This is a genomic window from Pseudomonas sp. Tun-23181, from assembly GCF_057415455.1.
Window position 1 is genome coordinate 4,801,168 of sequence record NZ_CM171630.1, and the last position, 22,208, is coordinate 4,823,375.

A 22,208-nucleotide genomic window follows, 5' to 3' on the forward strand; every position below is an offset into this window, starting at 1 on the left:
CCCGGCGATGGGCTGCGAGGCAGCCCAGCGGTTTCACTCCTTGCGGCGCTTGAGCTGGTCGACCAGTTGGGTCGGCAGACCCTTGATGATCAGGGTGCCGGCTTCTTCGTCATACTCCACCTTGTCACCGAGCAGGTGCGCCTCGAAGCTGATCGACAGGCCTTCGGCGCGCCCGGTGAAGCGGCGGAACTGGTTGAGGGTGCGCTTGTCGGCCGGGATCTCCGGCGACAGGCCGTAGTCCTTGTTGCGGATATGGTCGTAGAAGGCCTTGGGGCGGTCCTCGTCGATCAGGCTGGACAGCTCCTCCAGGGTCACCGGCTCGCCCAGCTTGGTCTGGGTGGTGGCATATTCGACCAGGGTCTGGGTCTTCTCGCGGGCGGCCTCCTCGGGCAGGTCCTCGCTCTCGACGAAGTCGCTGAAGGCCTTGAGCAGGGTACGGGTCTCGCCGGGGCCATCGACCCCTTCCTGGCAGCCGATGAAGTCGCGGAAATAGTCCGAGACCTTCTTGCCGTTCTTGCCCTTGATGAACGAGATGTACTGCTTCGAGTTCTGGTTGTTCTTCCACTCCGACAGGTTGATCCGCGCCGCCAGGTGCAGTTGGCCCAGGTCGAGGTGGCGCGACGGGGTGACATCCAGCTCGGCGTTCACCGCCACGCCCTCGCTGTGGTGCAGCAGGGCGATCGCCAGGTAGTCGGTCATGCCTTGCTGGTACTGGGCGAACAGCACATGGCCACCGACGGACAGGTTGGATTCTTCCATCAGCTTTTGCAGGTGCTCGACGGCGACACGGCTGAAGGCGGTGAAGTCCTTCTCCTCGTCCAGGTACTGCTTGAGCCAGCCGCTGAACGGGTAGGCCCCGGATTCGCCGTGGAAGAAGCCCCAGGCTTTGCCCTGCTTGGCGTTGTAGCTGTCGTTGAGGTCAGCCAGCAGGTTCTCGATGGCGTCCGATGCAGTCAGTTCGCTGTCCCGCGCATGGAGCACGGCGGGGCTGCCATCGGGCTTCTTGTCGATCAGGTGAACGATGCAATGACGGATTGGCATGGGATTCTCGAATGGTGTGGGGCGGTGCGAGGCCGCGCTGCAAAGTCGGCCAGTTTACCCCAGGGGCGGGGGCGATGCAGTGGCCGGATGTTGGCGTAAATGCCTGTTGTTGTTTTTTTGTTCAATTTTTTGCGTTTTACGACAAAACCCCCGAAAAACCTGCATAAAATCGAAGCCGGTAGCGGATATTTATCCATTCCTGTGGTAGTTTTGCGCGGTCTTGCGCCCCTTGGGTGGCGCATTGCTGGCAGATCGCTCGCGTCGTGTCGAACCAAACGCCGATTTTCGTATCTACATACGCGATTGGCGCGGCCCGCCGGACCTTTTCAGGGCTGGCCCGATAACCGATGTAGCACGCTGCATAACCACTGAATTTGATAGGGAAGGAACACCACCATGGCATTGACCAAAGACCAACTGATTGCCGACATCGCCGAATCGATCAGCGCCCCGAAGGCCACCGCCAAGAACGCGCTGGAGCAACTGGGCCAGATCGTTGCCGACCAACTGGAAAACGGCGCTGAGATCACTCTCCCAGGTATCGGCAAGCTGAAAGTCGCCGAGCGTCCTGCCCGTACTGGCCGCAACCCTTCGACTGGTGCCGCCATCGAAATCGCTGCCAAGAAAGTCGTCAAGTTCGTACCAGCCAAGGTCCTGACCGACGCCGTCAACAAGTAATTGTCGATGCCGTACTGAAACCGCGCCCGGCTTGCCCGGGCGCGGTTTTTCATACCTGCGGTTTGCTTTCACGGCGAGCGTGCCAGGCCTGGCGCGCGCTGTCGTCCAGGAAGCTCCAGGCGACCATGCGGCTCTGCTTCTGGCCCTGGCCCATCGCGACGATACGCTGTGCCTTAACCCCCGCCTTCTTCAGTGCTGCCTCGATGCCAGGCAGGTTGCTGGCCTTGGACACCAGGCTGGTGAACCACAGCACCTGCTCCCCGTACTGCGCGCTTTCGCCCACCAATTGGGTGACGAAGCGGATCTCGCCGCCCTCGCACCACAGCTCGTTGTTCTGTCCGCCGAAATTCAGCACGGGCAGCTTGCGCCTGGGGTCGAGCTTGCCAAGGTTCTTCCATTTGCGCTGGCTGCCGCGGGTGGCCTCCTCGCGGGAGGCGTGGAAGGGCGGGTTGCACAGGGTCAGGTCGAAACGCTCGTCGCCCTGCAGCAGGCCGGTGAGGATGTGGTTGCGGTTGGCTTGCTGGCGCAGGGTGATGGCCTTGCCCAGGCCGTTGGCCAGGACGATCGTCCTGGCCGAGGCCAGGGCCACCGGGTCGATGTCCGAGCCTAGGAAGCGCCAGCGGTAGTCGCTGTGGCCGAGCAGGGGGTAGATGCAGTTGGCGCCGACACCGATGTCCAGGGCGCGTACCTGGGCACCACGGGGGATCTCACCGCCGCTGTCCTCGGCCAGCAGGTCGGCCAGCACGTGGATGTAGTCGGCTCGGCCCGGGATTGGCGGGCACAGGTAGTCGGCCGGGATGTCCCAGTGCTGGATACCGTACTGGGCCTTGAGCAGGGCGCGGTTGAACACACGCACCGCCTGCGGGTTGGCGAAGTCGATGCTCGGCTTGCCGTAGGGGTTGGTGATGGTGAAGTTGGCCAGTTGCGGGTGCGCCTTGATCAGGCTGGGGAAGTCGTAGCGGCCCTGATGGCGGTTGCGCGGGTGCAGGGTGGGTTTTACGGTCATGGTCGGGTCCGGTGTCGCAGGCCAGGGGCTGCTGTGCAGCCCTTTCGCGACACAAGGCCGCGCCTACAGGAGAGTGGCGCCTTGAAGTCGGGCGCCGTCCTGTGGGCGCGGCCTTGTGTCGCGAAAGGGCCGCGCAGCGGCCCTGACGGTCTCTAGTGATTAGAGCGCCGCAATCCGCGCATGCTGCTCGGTGAAGTTGGCCAGGGCCTGCTCGGCCTCGGCCAGCTTGGCGCGCTCTTTCTCGATCACCGCAGGCGGTGCCTTGTCGACGAAAGCGGCGTTGGACAGCTTGCCGCCCACGCGCTGGACCTCGCCTTGCAGGCGCTGGATTTCCTTGTTCAGGCGCGCCAGCTCGGCATCCTTGTCGATCAGGCCGGCCATCGGTACCAGTACCTGCAGGTCACCCACCAGCGCGGTGGCCGACAGCGGCGCTTCGTCCTGTTCGCCGAGCACGGTGAAGGATTCGACCTTGGCCAGCTTCTTGAGCAGCGCCTCGTTCTCCTGCAGGCGGCGCTGGTCGTCGGCGTTGGCGCTCTTGAGGAACAGCGGCAGCGGCTTGCCCGGGCCGATGTTCATCTCGGCGCGGATGTTGCGCAGGCCCACCATCAGCTCCTTGAGCCACTCGATGTCACCTTCGGCGGCGCTGTCGATACGGCTCTCGTTGGCCACCGGCCACGGCTGCAGCATGAGGGTCTTGCCCTGGATGCCGGCCAGCGGCGCGATGCGCTGCCAGATTTCCTCGGTGATGAACGGCATGAACGGATGCGCCAGGCGCAGGGCCACTTCCAGCACGCGCACCAGGGTGCGACGGGTACCGCGGGCACGCTCGATGGGGGCGTTCTCGTCCCACAGTACCGGCTTGGACAGCTCCAGGTACCAGTCGCAGTACTGGTTCCAGATGAACTCGTACAGGGCCTGGCTGGCCAGGTCGAAGCGGAACTGCTCGAGCTGGCGGGTTACTTCGGCCTCGGTGCGCTGCAGCTGCGAGATGATCCAGCGGTCTGCCAGCGACAGCTCGTAGGCTTCGCCGTTCTGGCCGCAGTCCTCGCCCTTGTCCAGCACGTAGCGGGCGGCGTTCCAGATCTTGTTGCAGAAGTTGCGGTAGCCCTCGACGCGGCCCATGTCGAACTTGATGTCGCGGCCGGTGGAGGCCAGCGAGCAGAAGGTGAAGCGCAGGGCGTCGGTGCCGTAGCTGGCGATGCCTTCGGGGAACTCGGCCTTGGTCTGCTTGGCGATCTTCTCGGCGAGCTTGGGCTGCATCATGCCGCTGGTGCGTTTTTCCAGCAGGGCGTCGAGGGTGATGCCGTCGACGATGTCCAGCGGGTCGAGGACATTGCCCTTGGACTTGGACATCTTCTGGCCCTGGCCGTCGCGCACCAGGCCGTGGACGTAGACGGTCTTGAACGGTACCTGCGGCGTGCCGTCCTCGTTCTTCACCAGGTGCATGGTCAGCATGATCATGCGCGCGACCCAGAAGAAGATGATGTCGAAGCCGGTGACCAGCACATCTGTGGGGTGGAAGGTCTTGAGGAACTCGGTCTGCTCCGGCCAGCCCAGGGTGGAGAAGGTCCACAGGCCCGAGCTGAACCAGGTGTCGAGGACGTCGTCGTCCTGGCGCAGCACCACGTCGGCGCCCAGGCCATGCTTGGCGCGCACTTCAGCTTCGTCGCGGCCGACGTAGACCTTGCCGGACTCGTCGTACCAGGCCGGGATGCGGTGGCCCCACCACAGCTGACGGCTGATGCACCAGTCCTGGATATCGCGCATCCAGGAGAAGTACATGTTCTCGTACTGCTTGGGCACGAACTGGATACGGCCGTCCTCCACCGCCGCGATGGCAGGCTCGGCCAGCGGCTTGGTGGAAACGTACCACTGGTCGGTCAGCCAGGGCTCGATGACGGTGCCGGAGCGGTCGCCCTTCGGCACCTTCAGGGCATGGTCGTCGATGCTGACCAGCAGGCCTTGGGCATCCAGGTCGGCTACGATCTGCTTGCGCGCGACGAAACGGTCGAGGCCGGCGTACTGCGCGGGCAGGGAGGTGTCGACGCTGTCGTTGAGGCTGCCATCGAGGTTGAAGGCCTGGGCACTGGCCAGGACCAGGGCATTCTTGTCGAATATGTTCAGCAGCGGCAGGTCGTGGCGTTTGCCGACTTCGTAGTCGTTGAAGTCGTGGGCCGGGGTGATCTTCACGCAACCGGTGCCGAATTCGGGGTCGCAGTAGTCGTCGGCGATGATCGGGATGCGTCGGCCGACCAGCGGCAGCACGACGAACTTGCCGATCAGTGCCTGGTAGCGCTCGTCGTTCGGGTTGACGGCGACGGCGGCGTCACCGAGCAGGGTCTCCGGACGGGTGGTGGCGACGACCAGGTGGTCCTTGCCTTCGGCGGTCGTGGCGCCATCGGCCAGCGGGTAGCGCAGGTTCCACAGGTGGCCCTTCTCGTCGTGGTTTTCCACTTCGAGGTCGGAGATGGCGGTGTGCAGCTTGGTGTCCCAGTTGACCAGGCGCTTGCCGCGGTAGATCAGGCCGTCTTCGTACAGGCGGACGAAGGCTTCCTTGACTGCCTCGGACAGGCCGTCGTCCATGGTGAAGCGCTCGCGGCTCCAATCCACCGACGAGCCCAGGCGGCGGATCTGCCGGCTGATGTTGCCGCCGGATTGTTCCTTCCATTCCCAGACCTTCTCCAGGAACTTCTCGCGGCCCAGGTCATGACGGTTCTGGCCCTTGGCCTCGAGCTGGCGCTCCACCAGCATCTGGGTGGCGATGCCGGCGTGGTCGGTGCCTGGCTGCCACAGGGTGTTGCGGCCCTGCATGCGGCGGAAGCGGATCAGGGCGTCCATGATCGCGTTGTTGAAGCCGTGGCCCATGTGCAGGCTGCCGGTTACGTTCGGCGGTGGGATCATGATGGTGTAGGACTCGCCTGCACCTTGTGGGGCGAAATAGTTCTCCGACTCCCAGGTGGTGTACCAGGAAGTTTCGATGGCGTGCGGCTGGTAGGTCTTATCCATGCGCGGCGGGACCCTATGGCATTAATTCGGGAAAGCCGGGAAGTATAACGGAGCTGCAAGCTTCAAGCGACAAGCTGCGAGGCGGGGAGCTGTAGTGGGCGCGTAGCGGCCCCGGGAGGGCTTACTCGGAGCGCTTGATCAGCCGCTCCATGCGCGCATCGAGGCGACGCTTGATCTCGTTCTCGATGTGCGGAGTGAAGTCGTTGATCACGTCCTGCATGATCAACTGCGCGGCGGCTCGCAGTTCGGCTTCCAGGTGCAGCAGGGTGTCCTGGCGGCGGGTCTGCGGATCGTCCTCGGCGGTTGCGGCCGGCTCCGGTTCGGCGGCAGGTGGTGCATTGCCGGCCGGTTCGTCGAGCAGCAGGGGGATCTGTTCGACCGTCTCGGTCAGCAGCGGCGGTTGCAGGTCGGCATCGCCCAGCAACTGGCGGATCGACTCCAGGTCGTCGAGCAGGTGGGCGGAATCGGGCAGGGGGGAAGGCTTGTCCATCATCGTCAAAGTCGCTGTAAGCGGTGGTCTTGCAGAGCATAGCCCTGTTCGCGGTAGAAACGGAATCGCTCGCGAGCGGCCTGGCGAACGGTCGGCTCCTCGACGACGATCTCGGCGACCCGCTCGAACTGGCCGACGAAGGCCGGCACGTCGCCGCCCAGGTTGATCAGCAGGCCACGGTGCGCGCCGGCATCCGTACCGAGGCCCAGTGCGACCACGGCATCGGCATGGGCCTCGGCCAGGTCGTGGGGCACGAAGGCCTCGCCCTTGAAGCGCCACAGGCGTTCGTCCAGCTCGCTGCGCTGTGCGTCGTCCTGGCAATGCAGGTAGACCCGGTGGCCAAGGCGCCAGGCCTTTTCACACAGCTTGCAGGCGAAGTCCAGGCGTGCCGACAACGAGTCGGTGGGCAGGATGTAGAAATCGACTTTGCTCATGGTTCGCTCTGCCGGGCGGCGCCGCGCGGGCGCCGCCCGGCCTGGGGGCATCAGGCGTTGGCGCGGTCCAGCAGGTACTGGGTCAGCAGCGGTACCGGGCGGCCCGAGGCGCCCTTGTCCTTGCCACCGCTGATCCAGGCGGTGCCGGCGATGTCCAGGTGGGCCCAGTGGTAGGCCTTGGCGAAGCGCGACAGGAAGCAGCCGGCAGTGATGGTGCCGGCCTTCGGGCCGCCGATGTTGGCGATGTCGGCGAACGGGCTGTCCAACTGCTCCTGGTATTCGTCGAACAGTGGCAGTTGCCAGGCGCGGTCATCGGCCCGCTTGCCGGCGTCGAGCAACTGGCCGACCAGTGCGTCGTCGTTGCCCATCAGGCCGGAGGTGTGGCTGCCCAGGGCGACGATGCAGGCGCCGGTCAGGGTGGCGATGTCGATCACCGCCTGCGGCTTGAAGCGCTCGGCGTAGGTCAGGGTGTCGCACAGCACCAGGCGGCCTTCGGCGTCGGTGTTGAGGATCTCCACGGTCTGGCCGCTCATGGTGGTGACGATGTCGCCGGGACGGGTGGCGCCGCCGCTGGGCATGTTCTCGGCACAGGCCAGCAGGCACACCAGGTTGATCGGCAACTGCAGTTCCAGCACCGCGCGCAGGGTGCCGAACACGCTGGCGGCGCCACACATGTCGAACTTCATCTCGTCCATGCCGGCACCCGGCTTGAGGCTGATGCCGCCGGTGTCGAAGGTGATGCCCTTGCCCACCAGCACGAACGGCTTCTCGCTCTTCTTGCCGCCCTGGTAGTTGAGCACGATCAGCCGTGGCGGCTGGTCGCTGCCCTGGCCCACGGCATAGAAGGCGCCCATGCCCAGGTCCTTGATCTTCTTCTCGTCGAGCACTTCGACCTTGAGATTCTTGTGGCCCTTGCCCAGGTCCCTGGCCTGTTCGGCGAGGAAGCTCGGGTGGCACAGGTTCGGCGGCAGGTTGCCCAGGTCACGGGTGAAGGCCATGCCGGTGGCGATGGCGGTGGCGTGCTTCACGGCGCGCTCGACCTCGGCCTGGCCGGCCTTGGCGGCCAACAGGGTGATCTTCTTCAGGGTGCGTGGCTCGGCCTTCTGGCTCTTGAAGCGGTCGAACACGTACTCGCCGTCGAGCAGGGTCTCGGCCAGCAGGCGGTACTTGCCGTAGTGGGCATCGCGGCCGTCGACGGCGACATCCTCCAGGGCCAGCACGGCGTCGCCGCCGCCCAGGTTCTTCAGCACCCCGGCAACGCTGCTGGCCAGCTTGCGCCAGCTGCGGTCATTCAGGGCCTCCTTGCCGCTGCCGACCAGCAGCACGCGCTCGGCCTTCAGGCCTGGCAGGCTGTGCAGCAGCAGGGTCTGGCCGGGCTTGCCGGCCAGGTCGCCGCGCTTGAGCACGGCGGCGATGGCGCCGCCGCTGGCCTGGTCGACGGCCTTGGCCACGTCGCCGAGCTTGCGGCCCTCACCGACGGGCAGCACCAGGGTGGCGGTTTTCAAGGATGCTGCGGCTACGCTTTTTACAACCAGTTCCATGTCAGGGTCCCCGAATGATCTGTCAGTTGGCGCTGTCTTTGGCGAGCGCTCGAAGCAGGCCTGGCCGCATGTTCGCGTGCCAGTGGAAAAGCTGCCAGTTTGAGCCTGCGGCAACCCTTGTGACAACCCCGACCTGCGCCGTCATGCGCGGCCAAGTGACAGGCGCGGTCAATCACAGGATAATGCGCGCACTTCACATGCTGCTTCGCCGTCGGCGAACTGGCACGGGCCTTGGCTGTCCTAGGCCATTGTTTGGCTCTCCGCCCCTGACAACCCAGGAGTGTCTGGTTTGATCGTCTTTCGTTATCTGTCCCGCGAGGTCCTGCTGACCTTGAGCGCCGTCAGCGCCGTGCTGCTGGTGATCATCATGAGCGGGCGCTTCATCAAGTACCTGGCCCAGGCGGCCCAGGGCGTGCTCGATCCGGGCGTGCTGTTCCTGATCATGGGCTTCCGTCTGCCGGGCTTCCTGCAACTGATCCTGCCGCTGGGGCTGTTCCTCGGTATCCTCCTGGCCTACGGCCGGCTGTACCTGGAAAGCGAGATGACCGTGCTTTCGGCCACCGGCATGAGCCAGCAGCGCCTGCTCGCCCTGACCATGGCGCCGGCCGCGCTGGTCGCCTTGCTGGTGGCCTGGCTGAGCCTGGGCCTGGCGCCCCAGGGCGTGGCCCAGGTGCAGCAGATCATCAACCAGCAGGATGCCCTGACCGAGTTCGATACCCTGGTGCCCGGGCGCTTCCAGACCTTGCGCGACGGCTCACGGGTGACCTACACCGAGGAGCTGACGGACGACCGCGTCAACCTGGCCGGGGTGTTCATCTCCGAGAAACGCTTCAACCAGGACAAGACCAAGGACCGCGCGCCCTCCGTGCTGGTTGCCGAGAAGGGCCACCAGGAAGTGCAGGCCGACGGCAATCGCTACCTGATCCTGGAGAACGGCTACCGCTACGACGGCAACCCCGGCCAGGCCGACTACCGGGCGATCAAGTACGACACCTACGGCGTGCTGCTACCCAAGCCCGAGGTCAGCGAGGAAGTGACCGAGCGCGAAGCCATCCCGACCTGGCAACTGTTCGGGCACCAGGGCCTGCGCGAGCAGGCCGAGCTGCAGTGGCGGCTCTCCCTGCCGTTGCTGGTCTTCATCGTGACCCTGCTGGCGGTGCCGCTGGCCAAGGTCAATCCGCGCCAGGGCCGCTTCCTCAAGCTGCTGCCGGCGATCCTCCTGTACATGGCCTACCTGACGATGCTGATTTCCGTACGCGGCGCCCTGGAGAAGGGCAAGCTGCCGATCGCCCTGGGCATGTGGTGGGTACACGGCCTGTTCCTGCTGATCGGCCTGGGCCTGATGTACTGGGAGCCGCTGCGCCTCAAGCGCGCCGCCCGTCGTGCGGAGGTGGCCCATGGTTAAGCTGGATCGCTACATCGGCCAGAGCGTGCTGCTGGCCATCCTGGCGGTGCTGGGCATCATCCTCGGCCTGGCCTCGCTGTTCGCCTTCATCGACGAGATGGGCGACCTGAGCGATACCTATACGGTGCTGGATGCCGGCAACTTCGTGTTGCTCACCGCCCCGCGCCGGCTCTACGAGATGCTGCCAATGGCGGCGCTGATCGGTTGCCTGATCGGCCTGGGCAGCCTGGCCAGCAGCAGCGAGCTGACCATCATGCGCGCCGCCGGGGTGTCCATCGGGCGTATCGTCTGGGCGGTGATGAAGCCGATGCTGGTGCTGATGCTGGTCGGCCTGCTGATCGGCGAGTACGTGGCCCCGGTCACCGAGAACAAGGCCCAGGCCGACCGCTCACTGGCCCAGGGCGGCGGTGAGGCGCAGAGTTCCAAGCGCGGCATGTGGCACCGCCAGGGCGACGAGTTCGTGCACATCAACGCGGTGCAGCCCAATGGCCTGCTGCTGGGCGTGACCCGCTACCGCTTCGACGACGAGCGACGGATCGTCACCTCGAGCTTCGCCCGTCGGGCGCAGTACCAGGAAGACCACTGGATCCTCAGCGATGTCAGCACCACCTTCTTCCACGGCGACCGCACCGAGGTGGTGAAGGCGCCGCAGGAGCGCTGGGACGTCTCGGTGACGCCGCAGTTGCTCAATACCGTGATCCTGGCACCGGAGTCCCTGTCGATCACTGGCCTGTGGGACTACATCCACTACCTGTCCGAGCAGGGCCTGAACAACGCCCGCTACTGGCTGGCCTTCTGGACCAAGGTGCTGCAGCCGGTGGTCACGGCGGCGCTGGTGCTGATGGCGATTTCCTTCATCTTCGGCCCACTGCGCTCGGTCACCCTCGGCCAGCGGGTGTTCACCGGTGTGCTGGTGGGCTTCGTGTTCCGCATCGGCCAGGACTTGCTTGGGCCTTCGAGCCAGGTGTTCGGCTTCCCGCCGCTGCTGGCGGTGGTGATCCCGGCCGGGATCTGCGCGCTGGCCGGTGTGTGGTTGTTGCGCCGGGCGGGGTGATGGCCTGGGCTGCACAGAAAAGTCGACCCTAGCGTCGATGCCGGTCAGTCAAGCCTGGGGCTGCTTCGCAGCCCCAGATGCCATTCAAGCGGCTGGCACCGGGGACGTATCGGTAAGCTCATTTCTTCTGCTTGGGAATCCGCACCAGTTGCGTCTCGGAGTAGATGTCATGCCAGCTGCGCTTGCGCTTGTCGATCAACGACCAGAAGAACCCCAGTCCCAGGCACAGCCATGAGGCGATGGCCACGAGAAAGCGCAGCAGCGCCTGCCACAGGCTGATGGCGCTGCCGTCGGCGTTCTGCACCCGTACTCCCCACACCTGCATGCCCAGGGTCTGCCCGCCGTGGGTCCAGAACTTGGCGAAGAAACCGAACAGGGCGAACAGCAGGAGGGTCGACAGCAGCGGGTCACCGTCCAGGGCGCCAGCCTCGGTCAGCTCACGCATGCGTGCCTCGCCGATGATCGCCATCTGTACCATCTTGTAGAGGCCGGCAGTGACGATCAGCAGGGCGGTGCACAGCAAGAAGTCATAGAACATCGCGGCCAGGCGACGGCCCAGGCCGACCGGCGGGAAATCACCCTGGGGTTTGAGCAGAGGCTTGGACATGCAGGACGGCTCCGAGTGGCGAAGCCCACATTCTACGGACAAAAAAAAGCCCCTGCACTTGGCAGGGGCTTTTTCTGAAAAAGTCTGGGATCAGCCTTCAGCGCGGACCTTGTCGGCCTGCATGCCTTTCTGGCCCTGAACAGCTTCGAAGGAGACCTTCTGGCCTTCTTTCAGGCTCTTGAAGCCGTTACCTTCGATGGCGCGAAAGTGCACGAACAGATCCGGACCGCTTTCGGGGGTGATGAAGCCGTAACCTTTCTCGTCATTGAACCACTTGACGGTACCGTTCTGACGCTCAGCCATTGTCTTGTTTCCTATGAAGCTTAGTTTTTGATGACAGTTTTTTTCATATCCAAACGATATGAAAAAGTACCGGGCTGGGTTGCAGGAAAGTAAGAGACGTCGAACGGGTTGTAGCAGATTGCAGCTACTGGCCCAGGTCACGAACTGTTGCGACCCATGCAAACACAGTGCAGTGACTCTACGCTAACTCCGTCGACAAAAACAAGCCCTCCGGACCGCTGGAATTCAGGCTTTTTCCGATAACCGACAAAATTGTCGGAAACGGCATGGTGCCTGGCCTGGCGCCATGTTCAAAAGTTATTAGGCAGGTTCGAAAACGAATATGCCGAACCTGCCGTGGGAACAATCAACCGCGATAGTAACGTTGCGCGACAAAAGGCATTTTGCTGACTTTCAAGGCCACCTGCTTGCCCCGTACAACAGCAAACAAGGCGGTATCGAGCGCGGCATGTTCGCTATCGACATAACCCATGGCGACCGGTGCACCGAGCGTCGGACCGAAACCACCGCTGCACACCTTGCCGACCGGCTTGCCGTTCTGGTCGACGATCTCGGCACCTTCGCGTACCGGCGTGCGCTCCTGGGGCAGCAGGCCGACACGCTTGCGGGCGACACCTTGCTGCTGCTGGGCGAACACAGCTTGCGCGCCCGGGAAGCCGCCAGCGCGAGCGCCGTCGGCACGGCGCACCTTGGAGATGGCCCATAGCAGGCTGGCCTCCACTGGCGTGGTACGGGTGTCCATGTCGTGGCCGTACAGGCACAGGCCAGCTTCCAGGCGCAGCGAGTCACGTGCGCCCAGGCCGATCGGCTGTACTTCGGGTTCGGCCAGCAGGCGACGGGCGAGGGCTTCGGCGGCGCCGGCCGGCACCGAGATCTCGTAACCGTCTTCACCGGTGTAGCCCGAGCGGCTGACGTAGCAGTCTTCGCCCAGCAGGGTGACCGGGCGGAACTGCATGAAGGTCATGCCGGCCACCTCCGGTGCCAGGCGCTCGAGCACCTGGGCAGCCGCCGGGCCTTGCAGGGCGAGCAGCGCACGTTCTTCGAACAGCGGCTGGATGTCGCAACGCGAGCCGATGTGCTGGCGCAGGTGGGCCAGGTCCTGGTCCTTGCAGGCGGCGTTGACCACCAGGAACAGCTCGTCGTCGCCCAGGTTGGCGACCATCAGGTCGTCGAGGATCCCACCCTGTTCGTTGGTGAACATGGCATAGCGCTGCATGCCCAGCGGCAGGTCGACGATGTCCACCGGCACCAGGGTTTCCAGGGCCTGGGCGGCCTCGGCGCCACGCAGGCGGATCTGCCCCATGTGCGAGACGTCGAACAGGCCGGCCTGCTCGCGGGTGTGCAGGTGCTCCTTGAGCACGCCCAGCGGGTACTGCACCGGCATGTCGTAGCCGGCGAACGGCACCATGCGCGCGCCCAGTTCCAGGTGCAGGGCGTGCAGCGGGGTCTTGTGCAGTGTTTCGGACATCGGGGGCTCCTCAGGTAGTGTTCGGGTCAGCATTCGATGATGTTGACGGCCAGACCGCCACGGGCGGTCTCCTTGTACTTGCTTTTCATGTCGGCGCCGGTCTGGCGCATGGTGCGGATGACCTTGTCGAGCGACACGTAGTGCTGCCCGTCGCCGCGCAAGGCCATGCGCACCGCGTTGATGGCCTTGACCGAGCCCATGGCGTTGCGCTCGATGCAAGGCACCTGGACCAGCCCGCCGATGGGGTCGCAGGTCAGGCCCAGGTTGTGTTCCATACCGATCTCGGCGGCGTTCTCGACTTGCTGCGGGGTACCGCCCATGACTTCGCACAGGGCTCCGGCGGCCATGGAGCAGGCTACGCCGACCTCGCCCTGGCAGCCGACCTCGGCACCGGAGATCGAGGCGTTTTCCTTGTAGAGGATGCCGATGGCCGCGGCGGTGAGCAGAAAGCGCACCACCCCGTCCTCGCTGGCACCGGGGACGAAGCGCATGTAGTAGTGCAGGACTGCCGGGACGATGCCGGCCGCGCCGTTGGTCGGGGCGGTGACCACCCGTCCGCCGTAGGCGTTCTCCTCGTTCACCGCCAGGGCATAGAGGTTGACCCAGTCGAGCACCGACAGGGCATCGCGCAGGCTGGCTTCCGGATGGCGGCTCAACTGGCGGTACAGGGTCGGTGCACGGCGCCTGACCTTCAGCCCGCCAGGTAGGATGCCTTCATGACGGCAGCCGGCCTCGACGCAGTCCTGCATGACCTGCCAGATACGCAGCAGGCCGGCACGGGTCTCGGCCTCTGGCCGCCAGGCGGCTTCGTTGGCCAGCATCACCTGGCTGAACGACAGCTGCTGCGCGGTGCAGTGGGCGAGCAACTCCTTGGCGGTCTTGAACGGATAGGCCAGCACGGTGGTGTCTTCGACGATGCGATCCTGCCCTGCGGCCTCTTCGTCGACCACGAAACCGCCGCCTACCGAGTAGTATTCGCGGCTGCGGATCTGCAACCCGGCGGCGTCGAAGGCGCGGAAGATCATGCCGTTGGGGTGGTAGTCCAGCGGCTTGCGGATCATCGCCAGGTGCTGCTTTTCGACGAAGGCGATCTCGTGCTCGCCGAGCAGCCGCAGGCGGCCGCTGTCGCGGATCGCTTGCAGGCGGGCAGGGATGGACTCGGTGTCGATGCTGTCCGGGTGCTCGCCCTCCAGGCCCAGCAGCACGGCCTTGTCGCTGCCGTGGCCCTTGCCGGTGGCGCCTAGGGAGCCGTACAGCTCGGCCTTGACGCTGGCGGTGCGGGCCAGCAGGCCTTCGCGGCGCAGCCCTTCGGCGAAACGCGCAGCAGCGTGCATCGGGCCGACGGTATGGGAGCTGGAGGGGCCGATGCCGATCTTGAACAGGTCGAAGACGCTCAATGACATGGTGACCTCCTACCAGGGTCGTCGGGATGACGGTGAACCTGTGGCGGCGGGCTTGCCCGCGAATGCGATGGTGGCTTCACCGACGCTTTCGCGGGCAAGCCCGCTGCCACAGGGTGGATGGCGAGCCTGGGGCTATCAGGCGTCCTGGTAGCTCTCGATCGACGGGCACGCGCAGACCAGGTTGCGGTCGCCGTACACGTTGTCGACCCGGCCGACGGGCGGCCAGTACTTGCCTTCCACCAGGCTCGGCAGTGGGTACACCGCCTGCTCGCGGCTGTAGCCGTGCGCCCATTCGCCGACCAGCTCCGCCGCCGTGTGCGGGGCGTTCTTCAGCGGGTTGTCGTCCTTGTCCAGGCTGCCGTTCTCCACGGCGCGGATTTCCTCGCGGATCTGGATCATCGCGTCGCAGAAACGGTCCAGTTCTTCCTTGGACTCGCTTTCGGTCGGTTCGATCATCAGCGTACCGGCTACCGGGAAGGACATGGTCGGGGCGTGGAAGCCGAAGTCGATCAGGCGCTTGGCCACGTCGTCGACGCTGATGCCGCTGGTGTCCTTGAGCGGGCGCAGGTCGAGGATGCACTCGTGGGCGACCAGGCCGTTGCCACCGGTGTACAAAACAGGATAGTGCTCTTCCAGGCGACGGGCGATGTAGTTGGCGTTGAGGATGGCCATCTGCGAAGCGCGCTTGAGGCCGGCGCCGCCCATCATGCGGATGTACATCCAGGTGATCGGCAGGATGCTGGCGCTGCCGAACGGTGCGGCACAGACCGCGCCCTCGGGGTTGGCCAGGGTCGCGTGGCCCGGCAGGAAGGGGGCCAGGTGCGACTTGACGCCGATCGGGCCGACGCCCGGGCCGCCACCGCCGTGGGGGATGCAGAAGGTCTTGTGCAGGTTCAGGTGCGACACGTCGCCGCCGAACTTGCCCGGTGCGCACAGGCCGACCATGGCGTTCATGTTGGCACCGTCGATGTACACCTGGCCGCCGTTGTCGTGGATGATCGCGCAGATCTCGCCGATCGCTTCCTCGAACACGCCGTGGGTCGACGGGTAGGTGATCATCAGCGCGGCGAGTTGCTCGCGGTGCTCGATGGCCTTGGCGCGCAGGTCGTCGACATCGACGTTGCCACGGGCGTCGCAGGCGGTGACCACCACGCGCATGCCGGCCATGTGCGCGGTCGCCGGGTTGGTGCCGTGGGCCGAGGAGGGGATCAGGCAGATGTTGCGATGGCCCTCGCCGCGGCTGCGGTGGTAGGCGCGGATCGCCAGCAGGCCGGCGTATTCGCCCTGGGAGCCGGCATTGGGCTGCAGCGACACGGCGTCATAGCCGGTGGCGGCGCAGAGCATGTCCTCCAGTTCGCGGGTCATCTGCAGGTAGCCCTGGCTCTGCTCGGCCGGGGCGAAGGGGTGCAGGTTGCCGAACTCGGCCCAGGTCACCGGGATCATCTCGCTGGCGGCGTTGAGCTTCATGGTGCACGAGCCCAGCGGGATCATGCTGCGGTCCAGGGCCAGGTCCTTGTCGGCCAGGCGGCGCAGGTAGCGCATCAGCTCGGTTTCGCTGTGGTAGCGGTTGAACACCGGGTGCGCGAGGATCGCCGACTGGCGCAGCAGGGCGGCCGGCAGGCGCGAGGCCGCGGTGGCGGCCAGGGCGGCGAAGTCCGGCAGGGCCTGGTCGCCGGCGAACAGTTGCCAGAGGGCCTCGACGTCGGCCTGGGTGCAGGTCTCGTCCAGGGACAGGCCCAGGTGCGTGGCGTCGACCTGGCGCAGGTTGACGCGCTGGGCGCGGGCTTTGTCGTGCAGGCTGGCGGTGGCATCGCCGGTGGCCAGGGTCAGGGTGTCGAAGCAGGCGCCGGTCACCACGTTGACGCCCAGTTGGCCGAGGCCGGCGGCGAGGATCGCGGTCAGGGCATGGGTGCGTTCGGCGATGCGCTTGAGGCCGGCCGGGCCGTGGTACACGGCGAACATGCTGGCGATGTTGGCCAGCAGCACCTGGGCGGTGCAAATGTTGCTGGTGGCTTTCTCGCGGCGGATGTGCTGTTCGCGGGTCTGCATGGCCAGGCGCAGGGCGGTCTTGCCGAAACGGTCGATCGACACGCCGACCAGGCGGCCCGGCATGTCGCGCTTGAAGGCGTCACGGGTGGCGAAGTAGGCCGCGTGCGGGCCGCCGAAGCCCAGCGGTACGCCGAAACGTTGGGCGCTGCCGATGGCCACGTCCGCATCGAACTCGCCGGGCGGGGTGAGCAGGGTCAGCGCCAGCAGGTCGGCGGCCACCGCTACCAGGGCGTTGGCGGCGTGGAAGCGTTGCACCAGCTCACGGTAGTCGAACACGTCGCCGTTGCTGGCCGGGTATTGCAGCAGGGCGCCGAAGAACGCGCTGACGTCGGTCAGTTCGCGCTCGTCGCCGACCACCACCTCGATGCCCAGGGGCTCGGCACGGGTGCGCAGCACGTCGAGGGTCTGCCGGTGGCAGTGGACGGAGGCGAAGAAGGCATGGCTGGCCTTGTTCTTCGACAGGCGCTTGCAGAAGGTCATGGCCTCGGCGGCGGCCGTGGCTTCGTCGAGCAAGGATGCGTTGGCGATCGGCAGGCCGGTCAGGTCGCTGACCAGGGTCTGGAAGTTCAGCAGCGCTTCCAGGCGGCCTTGGGAGATTTCCGGCTGGTAGGGGGTGTAGGCGGTGTACCAGGCCGGGTTTTCCAGCAGGTTGCGCAGGATCGGCGCCGGGGTATGGCAGTTGTAGTAGCCCTGGCCGATATAGCTCTTGAACAGCTGGTTCTGGCTGGCGATGGCCTTGAGGTCGGCGAGGGCATCGGCCTCGCTCTGGCCGTCGCTGGCGCCCAGCACGCTAGTGCCCTTGATGCTCTCGGGGATGACAGCGGCGGTCATGGCCTCCAGGGAATCGAAGCCCAGGGTGGCGAGCATGGCTTGCTCGTCGGCGCTGCGTGGGCCGATGTGACGGGCGATGAATTCGTTGGCGGTGCCGAGGTCGATGGTCATGGCGGCTTCTCCTCAGGCGTCGTCGTTGGCGTTGAGCAGGCGGTCGTAGGCGGCCTGGTCGAGCAGGCTGGCCACGGCGCTGGCGTCGGCGGGGACGAAGCGGAAGAACCAGCCTTCGCCCAGCGGGTCTTCGTTGACCAGCTCGGGGCTGGCGTCGAGCTGGTCGTTGACCGCGATCACTTCACCGGTCAGGGGCATGTAGACGCCGCTGGCGGCCTTCACCGATTCGACGGTGGAGGCTTCGGCACCTTTTTCGTAGTGCTGCAGTTCTGGCAGTTGCACGTAGACCACATCGCCCAGGGCGTTCTGGGCGTAGGCGGTGATGCCCACGGTGACGCTGCCGTCGGCCTCGACGCGCAGCCATTCGTGATCTTCGGTGAAACGCAACTCGCTCATGGAAATTCCTCGCAGGGGGCGTTGGGTGCGGTAGGTCCGCACTCTTGGTTGGAATTCCCTTAGCAATAATGCGGCCAGATGAGTCAATCGCTTATAAATCAATGGGTTGAGGGGATATTGGGAAAGTCCATGTTCCGCAGTCTGTAATGAAATCGCTACAGATGTTGGGCGATTGAAAAGCTGTGCTGGATCAAACCCTTGCGTAGCTGCATCTGCAAAGGCGTGTATCGATTTCATTACGATGTAATGAAATCGATACGAAGATGTTCCGTACCGTCATCAGCCCTTCGCCGGAATCCCGTACTTACGCAGGCGCTGGGCGATGGCGGTGTGCGAGGTCTGCAACCGGTTGGCCAACTGGCGAGTCGAAGGATGGCTCACGTACAGGCGCTGCAGCAGGTCGCGCTCGAAGGCCTGGACGGCTTGCTCCAGGCTGGCCACGTCACCATCCTGGCCACGCGCCACCGAGGTACCGGCGATGTCCAGGTCGCCGATGTCCACCAGGCTGCCATCGCAGATGGCGGCGGCGCGGAAGATCACGTTCTGCAATTGACGTACGTTACCGGGCCAGGGGTTGGCCAGCAGCGCCGGGTGGGTGGCCGGTGCCAGGTGGCAGGGTGGGCGCTGGATCTGGGTGCAGGCCTGCTGCATGAAGACATGCGCCAGCAGGAGGATGTCCTGGCCACGTTCGCGCAGGGGCGGGACTTGCAGGTTAAGGACGTTGAGGCGATAGAACAGGTCTTCGCGGAACGTGCCTTCGGCGACCATGCGCTCCAGGTCGCGGTGGGTGGCGCTGATGATGCGCACGTCGACCTTGACCTCGCGGTCGCCACCGACCCGACGGAAGCTGCCGTCGTTGAGAAAACGCAGCAGCTTGGCCTGCAGGTAGGGCGACATCTCGCCGATCTCGTCGAGGAACACCGTGCCCTGGTTGGCCAGTTCCATCAAGCCTGGCTTACCACCCCGTTGCGCGCCGGTGAAGGCGCCCGGGGCGTAGCCGAACAGTTCGCTCTCGGCCAGGTTCTCCGGCAGTGCGGCGCAGTTCAGCGCGAGGAACGGCGCGGCATGGCGGCTGCTGGTGGCATGGCAGGCGCGGGCCACCAGCTCCTTGCCGGTACCGGTCTCGCCATGTACCAGCAGCGGTGCATCCAGGGCTGCCACGCGCAGGGCACGGGCCTTGAGGGTGCGGATCGCCGGGGAGTCGCCGAGCAGGGCATCGAAGCCTTCGGCGTGATCGTGGTGCAGGGCCGACAGGCGTTCGCCCATGCGGTGCGGCGGATAGAGGGTGAGCAGGCCGCCGGCGTTGGTGATCGGCGTGGCGTCGAGCAGCAGGCTCTGGCCGTTGAGCTGCATCTCGCGCATGGGCAGGTGGAAGTTGTTGTCCAGCAGGGCCTGGAGCAGCCCCGGGTCGCCAAACAGCTCGCCCACCGAGCGGCCGGCCGACTCGCGCCCGCACAGGGCGATCAGCGCCGGGTTGGCCAGCAACACCTTGCCGGCGCTGTCTACCGCCAGCACCGGGTCGCTCATGGCGGCGAGCAGGGCATCGAGCTGCAGGTGGCGACGCTGGCCGGGAAGGATGTCGACCACTTCCACCGACTGCACGCCCTGGACCTCGAACAGCGCATCGTGCAGTTCCTCGAGCACGGCGGGGCTCAAGGTCGGGGCGTCGATGTAGACGTTCGGCGGGACCATCTCCACGGCGTCGAGGTTGAGGTTGCGGGCACCGAGCAGGGCCAGGACTTCCTGGGTGATGCCGACGCGGTCGATGAAGCTGACGTGGATGCGCATTGGGGGAGCGGTAGCCGGGGATGGAGGCGGATAGCTTCAAGCTTCATGCTTCAAGCTGCAAGAGAAAAGCGAATCGCGCAGGTTCGGCAGTCTCTTGCAGCTTGCAGCTCCTATCCCAGGTGCTCGGGCTTGATGGGGTCTCCGGATTTCACGTCCAGTTGCGCCCGTACGTCCTCGAACATCAGGTCGTAGTACTTGTGTGACGAGCCGAGGCTACTGGCGTTTTTCGGGATGCCGTACTTTTCCGCCACCCGGGTGACATGGCGGGCGAAGTCGAAGGCCTGGTCCTTGGCCAGGAAGAACGTCTCGTCCATGTCCTTGCCCTGGATATTGCCGTGCATGCGGAACTGCATGCCCTTGCCTTCCTTGGGATCCTGCGCGACCTCGTAATCGATGCACAGGTTGTAGCTATGGTCATCCTTGGTCAGCGCATGGCGCTCGATATGCAGGTGACCGGGTTGGAACTGGGCCATGGCGCAATCCTCCGGAAAGTTGAAAACGGCGGGCGCCCCACGCCCGCCTACTGCACTCAACGGTAGCTGATGCCCGGCTTGGCGGTGGAGACGCGGGTGCCGGCGGTGCCCTTGACGATGTCCTGGATGTCCGACAGCGAACCGATCACCGCCACCTTGCCGGTGTGGCGCGCGAAGTCGCAGGCGGCCTGGACCTTCGGTCCCATGGAACCGGCGGCGAAGCCGAGCTTTTCCAGCTCGTCGGGGTGGGCTTCGGCGATGGCTTTCTGGGTGGGCTTGTTGTAGTCAATGTACGCCGCGTTCACGTCGGTGGCGATCACCAGAAGGTCGGCCTTGAGCTGCTCGGCCAGCAGTGCCGAGCACAGGTCCTTGTCGATCACCGCCTCGATGCCCTGGAGGAGGCGTTCGCCCTTGGCCGGGTCGTACATGGTGGGGATGCCGCCGCCGCCGGCGCAGATCACCACGGTGCCTTTCTCCAGCAGCCAGGTGATCGGCTTGATCTCGAAGATGCGCTTGGGCCTGGGGCTGGCCACGACGCGGCGGTACTTGTCGCCGTCGGGCTTGACCACCCAGCCTTTCTCCTCGGCCAGGCGCTGGGCTTCTTCCTTGCCATAGACCGGGCCGATGAACTTGGTCGGGTCCTGGAAGGCCGGGTCGTTGGCATCCACTTCCACCTGGGTGAGCAGGGTGGCGAACGGCACTTCGAACGGCAGCAGGTTGCCCAGCTCCTGTTCGATCATGTAGCCGATCATGCCTTCGGTTTCGGCACCGAGCACATCCAGCGGGTAAGCCTCGTCGGGTTTGTAGGCCTGGCCCTGGAGCGACAGCAGGCCGACCTGGGGACCGTTGCCGTGGGCGATGACCAGTTCGTTGCCGGCATGGATCTTGGCGATCTGCTCGGTGGCGATGCGGATATTGGCGCGCTGGTTGTCGGCGGTCATCGGTTCGCCGCGGCGCAACAGGGCGTTGCCGCCCAAAGCAACAACGATACGCATGGGGAATGTCCTTTAAACGGAAATGTGCTGATCGATGCTGAGCCTGTGGGAGGGAGCAGGCCCGCCTCCCACAGGGATCGCGCGTGGCGTTACAGGTCGGCCAGCGTCGATACCAGGATCGCCTTGATCGTGTGCATGCGGTTCTCCGCCTGCTCGAAGGCGATGCACGCCGGCGACTCGAACACGTCGTCGGTCACTTCGATGCCGTTGGCCAGGTTCGGGTACTGCTCGGCGATCTGCTTGCCGACCTTGGTCTCGGAGTTGTGGAAGGCCGGCAGGCAATGCATGAACTTGGTCCGCGGGTTGCCGGTGGACTTCATCAGTTCCTTGTTCACCTGGTAGGGCAGCAGCAGCTTGATGCGCTCGCCCCAGGCCTCGACCGGCTCGCCCATGGACACCCAGACGTCGGTGTGGACGAAGTCCACGCCCTGGACCGCGGCTTTCGGGTCTTCGGTGAGGGTGATGCGCGCACCGCTCTCTTCGGCGTATTGCTTGCAACGCTCGACCAGATCGTCATGCGGCCACAGCGCCTTGGGCGCGGCGATGCGCACGTCCATGCCGAGCTTGGCGCCGATCAGCAGCAGCGAGTTGCCCATGTTGTTGCGGGCATCGCCCAGGTAGGCGTAGCTGATGTCGTGCAGCGGCTTGTCGCTGTGCTCGCGCATGGTCAGCACGTCGGCGATCATCTGGGTCGGGTGGTATTCATCGGTCAGGCCGTTGAACACCGGCACGCCGGCGTACTTGGCCAGCTCCTCGACGATCTCTTGCTTGAAGCCCCGGTACTCGATGGCGTCGTACATGCGCCCGAGCACGCGGGCGGTGTCCTTCATGCTTTCCTTGTGGCCGATCTGCGAAGAATTGGGGTCGATGTAGGTGACGTTGGCGCCTTGGTCATAGGCGGCGACCTCGAAGGCGCAACGGGTGCGGGTGGAGGTCTTCTCGAAGATCAGGGCGATGTTGTTGCCTTTGAGGTGCTGCTGCTCGGTGCCGGTGTACTTGGCGCGCTTGAGGTCGCGGGAGAGGTCCAGCAGGTACTTCAACTCGCGGGTGGAGTGGTGCTCCAGGCTGAGCAGGTTGCGGTTGTGGATGTTGAACGCCATGACGGTTCTCCTTGGATTCGGGGTGTGTC

The 22,208-nt window shown here is 65.3% G+C and carries 19 protein-coding genes; 3 read left to right on the forward strand and 16 right to left on the reverse strand.

Annotated elements, in window-relative coordinates; translation table 11 throughout:
* Nucleotides 1-33 precede the first annotated feature (33 nt).
* Nucleotides 34-1,041 (reverse strand): nucleoid-associated protein YejK, encoded by a 1,008-nt coding sequence (gene yejK / locus ACDI39_RS22715; RefSeq protein WP_225787194.1) that lies wholly within the window; start codon nt 1,039-1,041, stop codon nt 34-36.
* Between the two features lie 396 nt (nt 1,042-1,437).
* Here yejK and ACDI39_RS22720 point away from each other — a divergent pair, with 396 nt between their 5' ends.
* On the forward strand, nt 1,438-1,719 hold the full coding sequence (locus ACDI39_RS22720; RefSeq protein WP_225787195.1) for an HU family DNA-binding protein: 282 nt from the start codon (nt 1,438-1,440) through the stop codon (nt 1,717-1,719).
* Nucleotides 1,720-1,768: 49 nt separating this feature from the next.
* Here the strand turns inward: ACDI39_RS22720 and rlmF are convergent, their stop codons facing one another.
* From rlmF to ACDI39_RS22745, 5 genes are all read right to left on the reverse strand, one after another.
* The gene (rlmF, locus tag ACDI39_RS22725) at nt 1,769-2,725 is read right to left on the reverse strand and encodes a 23S rRNA (adenine(1618)-N(6))-methyltransferase RlmF (RefSeq protein ID WP_225787196.1); all 957 of its coding nucleotides are present in this window, start codon (nt 2,723-2,725) and stop codon (nt 1,769-1,771) included.
* 159 nt (nt 2,726-2,884) lie between these two features.
* Entirely contained in the window at nt 2,885-5,731 is a 2,847-nt protein-coding gene (locus ACDI39_RS22730; RefSeq protein WP_225787197.1) for a valine--tRNA ligase, read from the reverse strand.
* A gap of 121 nt (nt 5,732-5,852) precedes the next feature.
* Complete coding sequence (locus tag ACDI39_RS22735) at nt 5,853-6,221, reverse strand: DNA polymerase III subunit chi (RefSeq protein WP_225787458.1); 369 nt, start codon at nt 6,219-6,221, stop codon at nt 5,853-5,855.
* Between the two features lie 5 nt (nt 6,222-6,226).
* Complete coding sequence (locus ACDI39_RS22740) at nt 6,227-6,655, reverse strand: DNA polymerase III subunit chi (protein ID WP_253081782.1); 429 nt, start codon at nt 6,653-6,655, stop codon at nt 6,227-6,229.
* Between the two features lie 50 nt (nt 6,656-6,705).
* Nucleotides 6,706-8,196 (reverse strand): leucyl aminopeptidase, encoded by a 1,491-nt coding sequence (locus ACDI39_RS22745; RefSeq protein ID WP_225787199.1) that lies wholly within the window; start codon nt 8,194-8,196, stop codon nt 6,706-6,708.
* 289 nt (nt 8,197-8,485) lie between these two features.
* Between ACDI39_RS22745 and lptF the strand changes: the two genes are divergently transcribed.
* Both lptF and lptG read left to right on the forward strand, forming a co-directional pair.
* The gene (gene lptF / locus ACDI39_RS22750; RefSeq protein ID WP_253081784.1) at nt 8,486-9,601 is read left to right on the forward strand and encodes an LPS export ABC transporter permease LptF; all 1,116 of its coding nucleotides are present in this window, start codon (nt 8,486-8,488) and stop codon (nt 9,599-9,601) included.
* Nucleotides 9,594-10,655 carry an LPS export ABC transporter permease LptG gene (lptG, locus tag ACDI39_RS22755; protein ID WP_225787201.1) on the forward strand — a complete coding sequence of 354 codons (1,062 nt, stop codon included), beginning with the start codon at nt 9,594-9,596 and terminating at the stop codon, nt 10,653-10,655. The genes lptF and lptG overlap by 8 nt, the downstream gene beginning before the upstream one ends.
* A 118-nt stretch (nt 10,656-10,773) precedes the next feature.
* Here lptG and ACDI39_RS22760 read toward each other — a convergent pair whose 3' ends face one another.
* From ACDI39_RS22760 to ACDI39_RS22805, 10 genes are all read right to left on the reverse strand, one after another.
* On the reverse strand, nt 10,774-11,262 hold the full coding sequence (locus ACDI39_RS22760; protein WP_225787202.1) for an RDD family protein: 489 nt from the start codon (nt 11,260-11,262) through the stop codon (nt 10,774-10,776).
* 90 nt (nt 11,263-11,352) lie between these two features.
* Nucleotides 11,353-11,565: a cold-shock protein gene (locus ACDI39_RS22765; protein WP_225787203.1), complete on the reverse strand. Its 213-nt coding sequence runs from the start codon at nt 11,563-11,565 to the stop codon at nt 11,353-11,355.
* Between the two features lie 346 nt (nt 11,566-11,911).
* Nucleotides 11,912-13,033 (reverse strand): glycine cleavage system aminomethyltransferase GcvT, encoded by a 1,122-nt coding sequence (gene gcvT / locus ACDI39_RS22770; RefSeq protein WP_253081730.1) that lies wholly within the window; start codon nt 13,031-13,033, stop codon nt 11,912-11,914.
* 26 nt (nt 13,034-13,059) lie between these two features.
* On the reverse strand, nt 13,060-14,436 hold the full coding sequence (locus ACDI39_RS22775; protein ID WP_486537075.1) for an L-serine ammonia-lyase: 1,377 nt from the start codon (nt 14,434-14,436) through the stop codon (nt 13,060-13,062).
* A gap of 135 nt (nt 14,437-14,571) precedes the next feature.
* On the reverse strand, nt 14,572-17,427 hold the full coding sequence (gene gcvP / locus ACDI39_RS22780) for an aminomethyl-transferring glycine dehydrogenase (RefSeq protein ID WP_225787206.1): 2,856 nt from the start codon (nt 17,425-17,427) through the stop codon (nt 14,572-14,574).
* A gap of 12 nt (nt 17,428-17,439) precedes the next feature.
* Nucleotides 17,440-17,823, reverse strand: coding sequence for a glycine cleavage system protein GcvH (gene gcvH / locus ACDI39_RS22785; protein ID WP_225787207.1), 384 nt, complete (start codon nt 17,821-17,823; stop codon nt 17,440-17,442).
* 279 nt (nt 17,824-18,102) lie between these two features.
* Complete coding sequence (locus tag ACDI39_RS22790; RefSeq protein WP_225787208.1) at nt 18,103-19,611, reverse strand: sigma-54-dependent transcriptional regulator; 1,509 nt, start codon at nt 19,609-19,611, stop codon at nt 18,103-18,105.
* Nucleotides 19,612-19,721: 110 nt separating this feature from the next.
* Complete coding sequence (locus tag ACDI39_RS22795; RefSeq protein ID WP_225787209.1) at nt 19,722-20,084, reverse strand: DUF5064 family protein; 363 nt, start codon at nt 20,082-20,084, stop codon at nt 19,722-19,724.
* Between the two features lie 56 nt (nt 20,085-20,140).
* Nucleotides 20,141-21,079: a carbamate kinase gene (gene arcC, locus ACDI39_RS22800; RefSeq protein WP_225787210.1), complete on the reverse strand. Its 939-nt coding sequence runs from the start codon at nt 21,077-21,079 to the stop codon at nt 20,141-20,143.
* Between the two features lie 89 nt (nt 21,080-21,168).
* Entirely contained in the window at nt 21,169-22,179 is a 1,011-nt protein-coding gene (locus ACDI39_RS22805) for an ornithine carbamoyltransferase (protein ID WP_225787211.1), read from the reverse strand.
* Nucleotides 22,180-22,208: the final 29 nt, after the last annotated feature.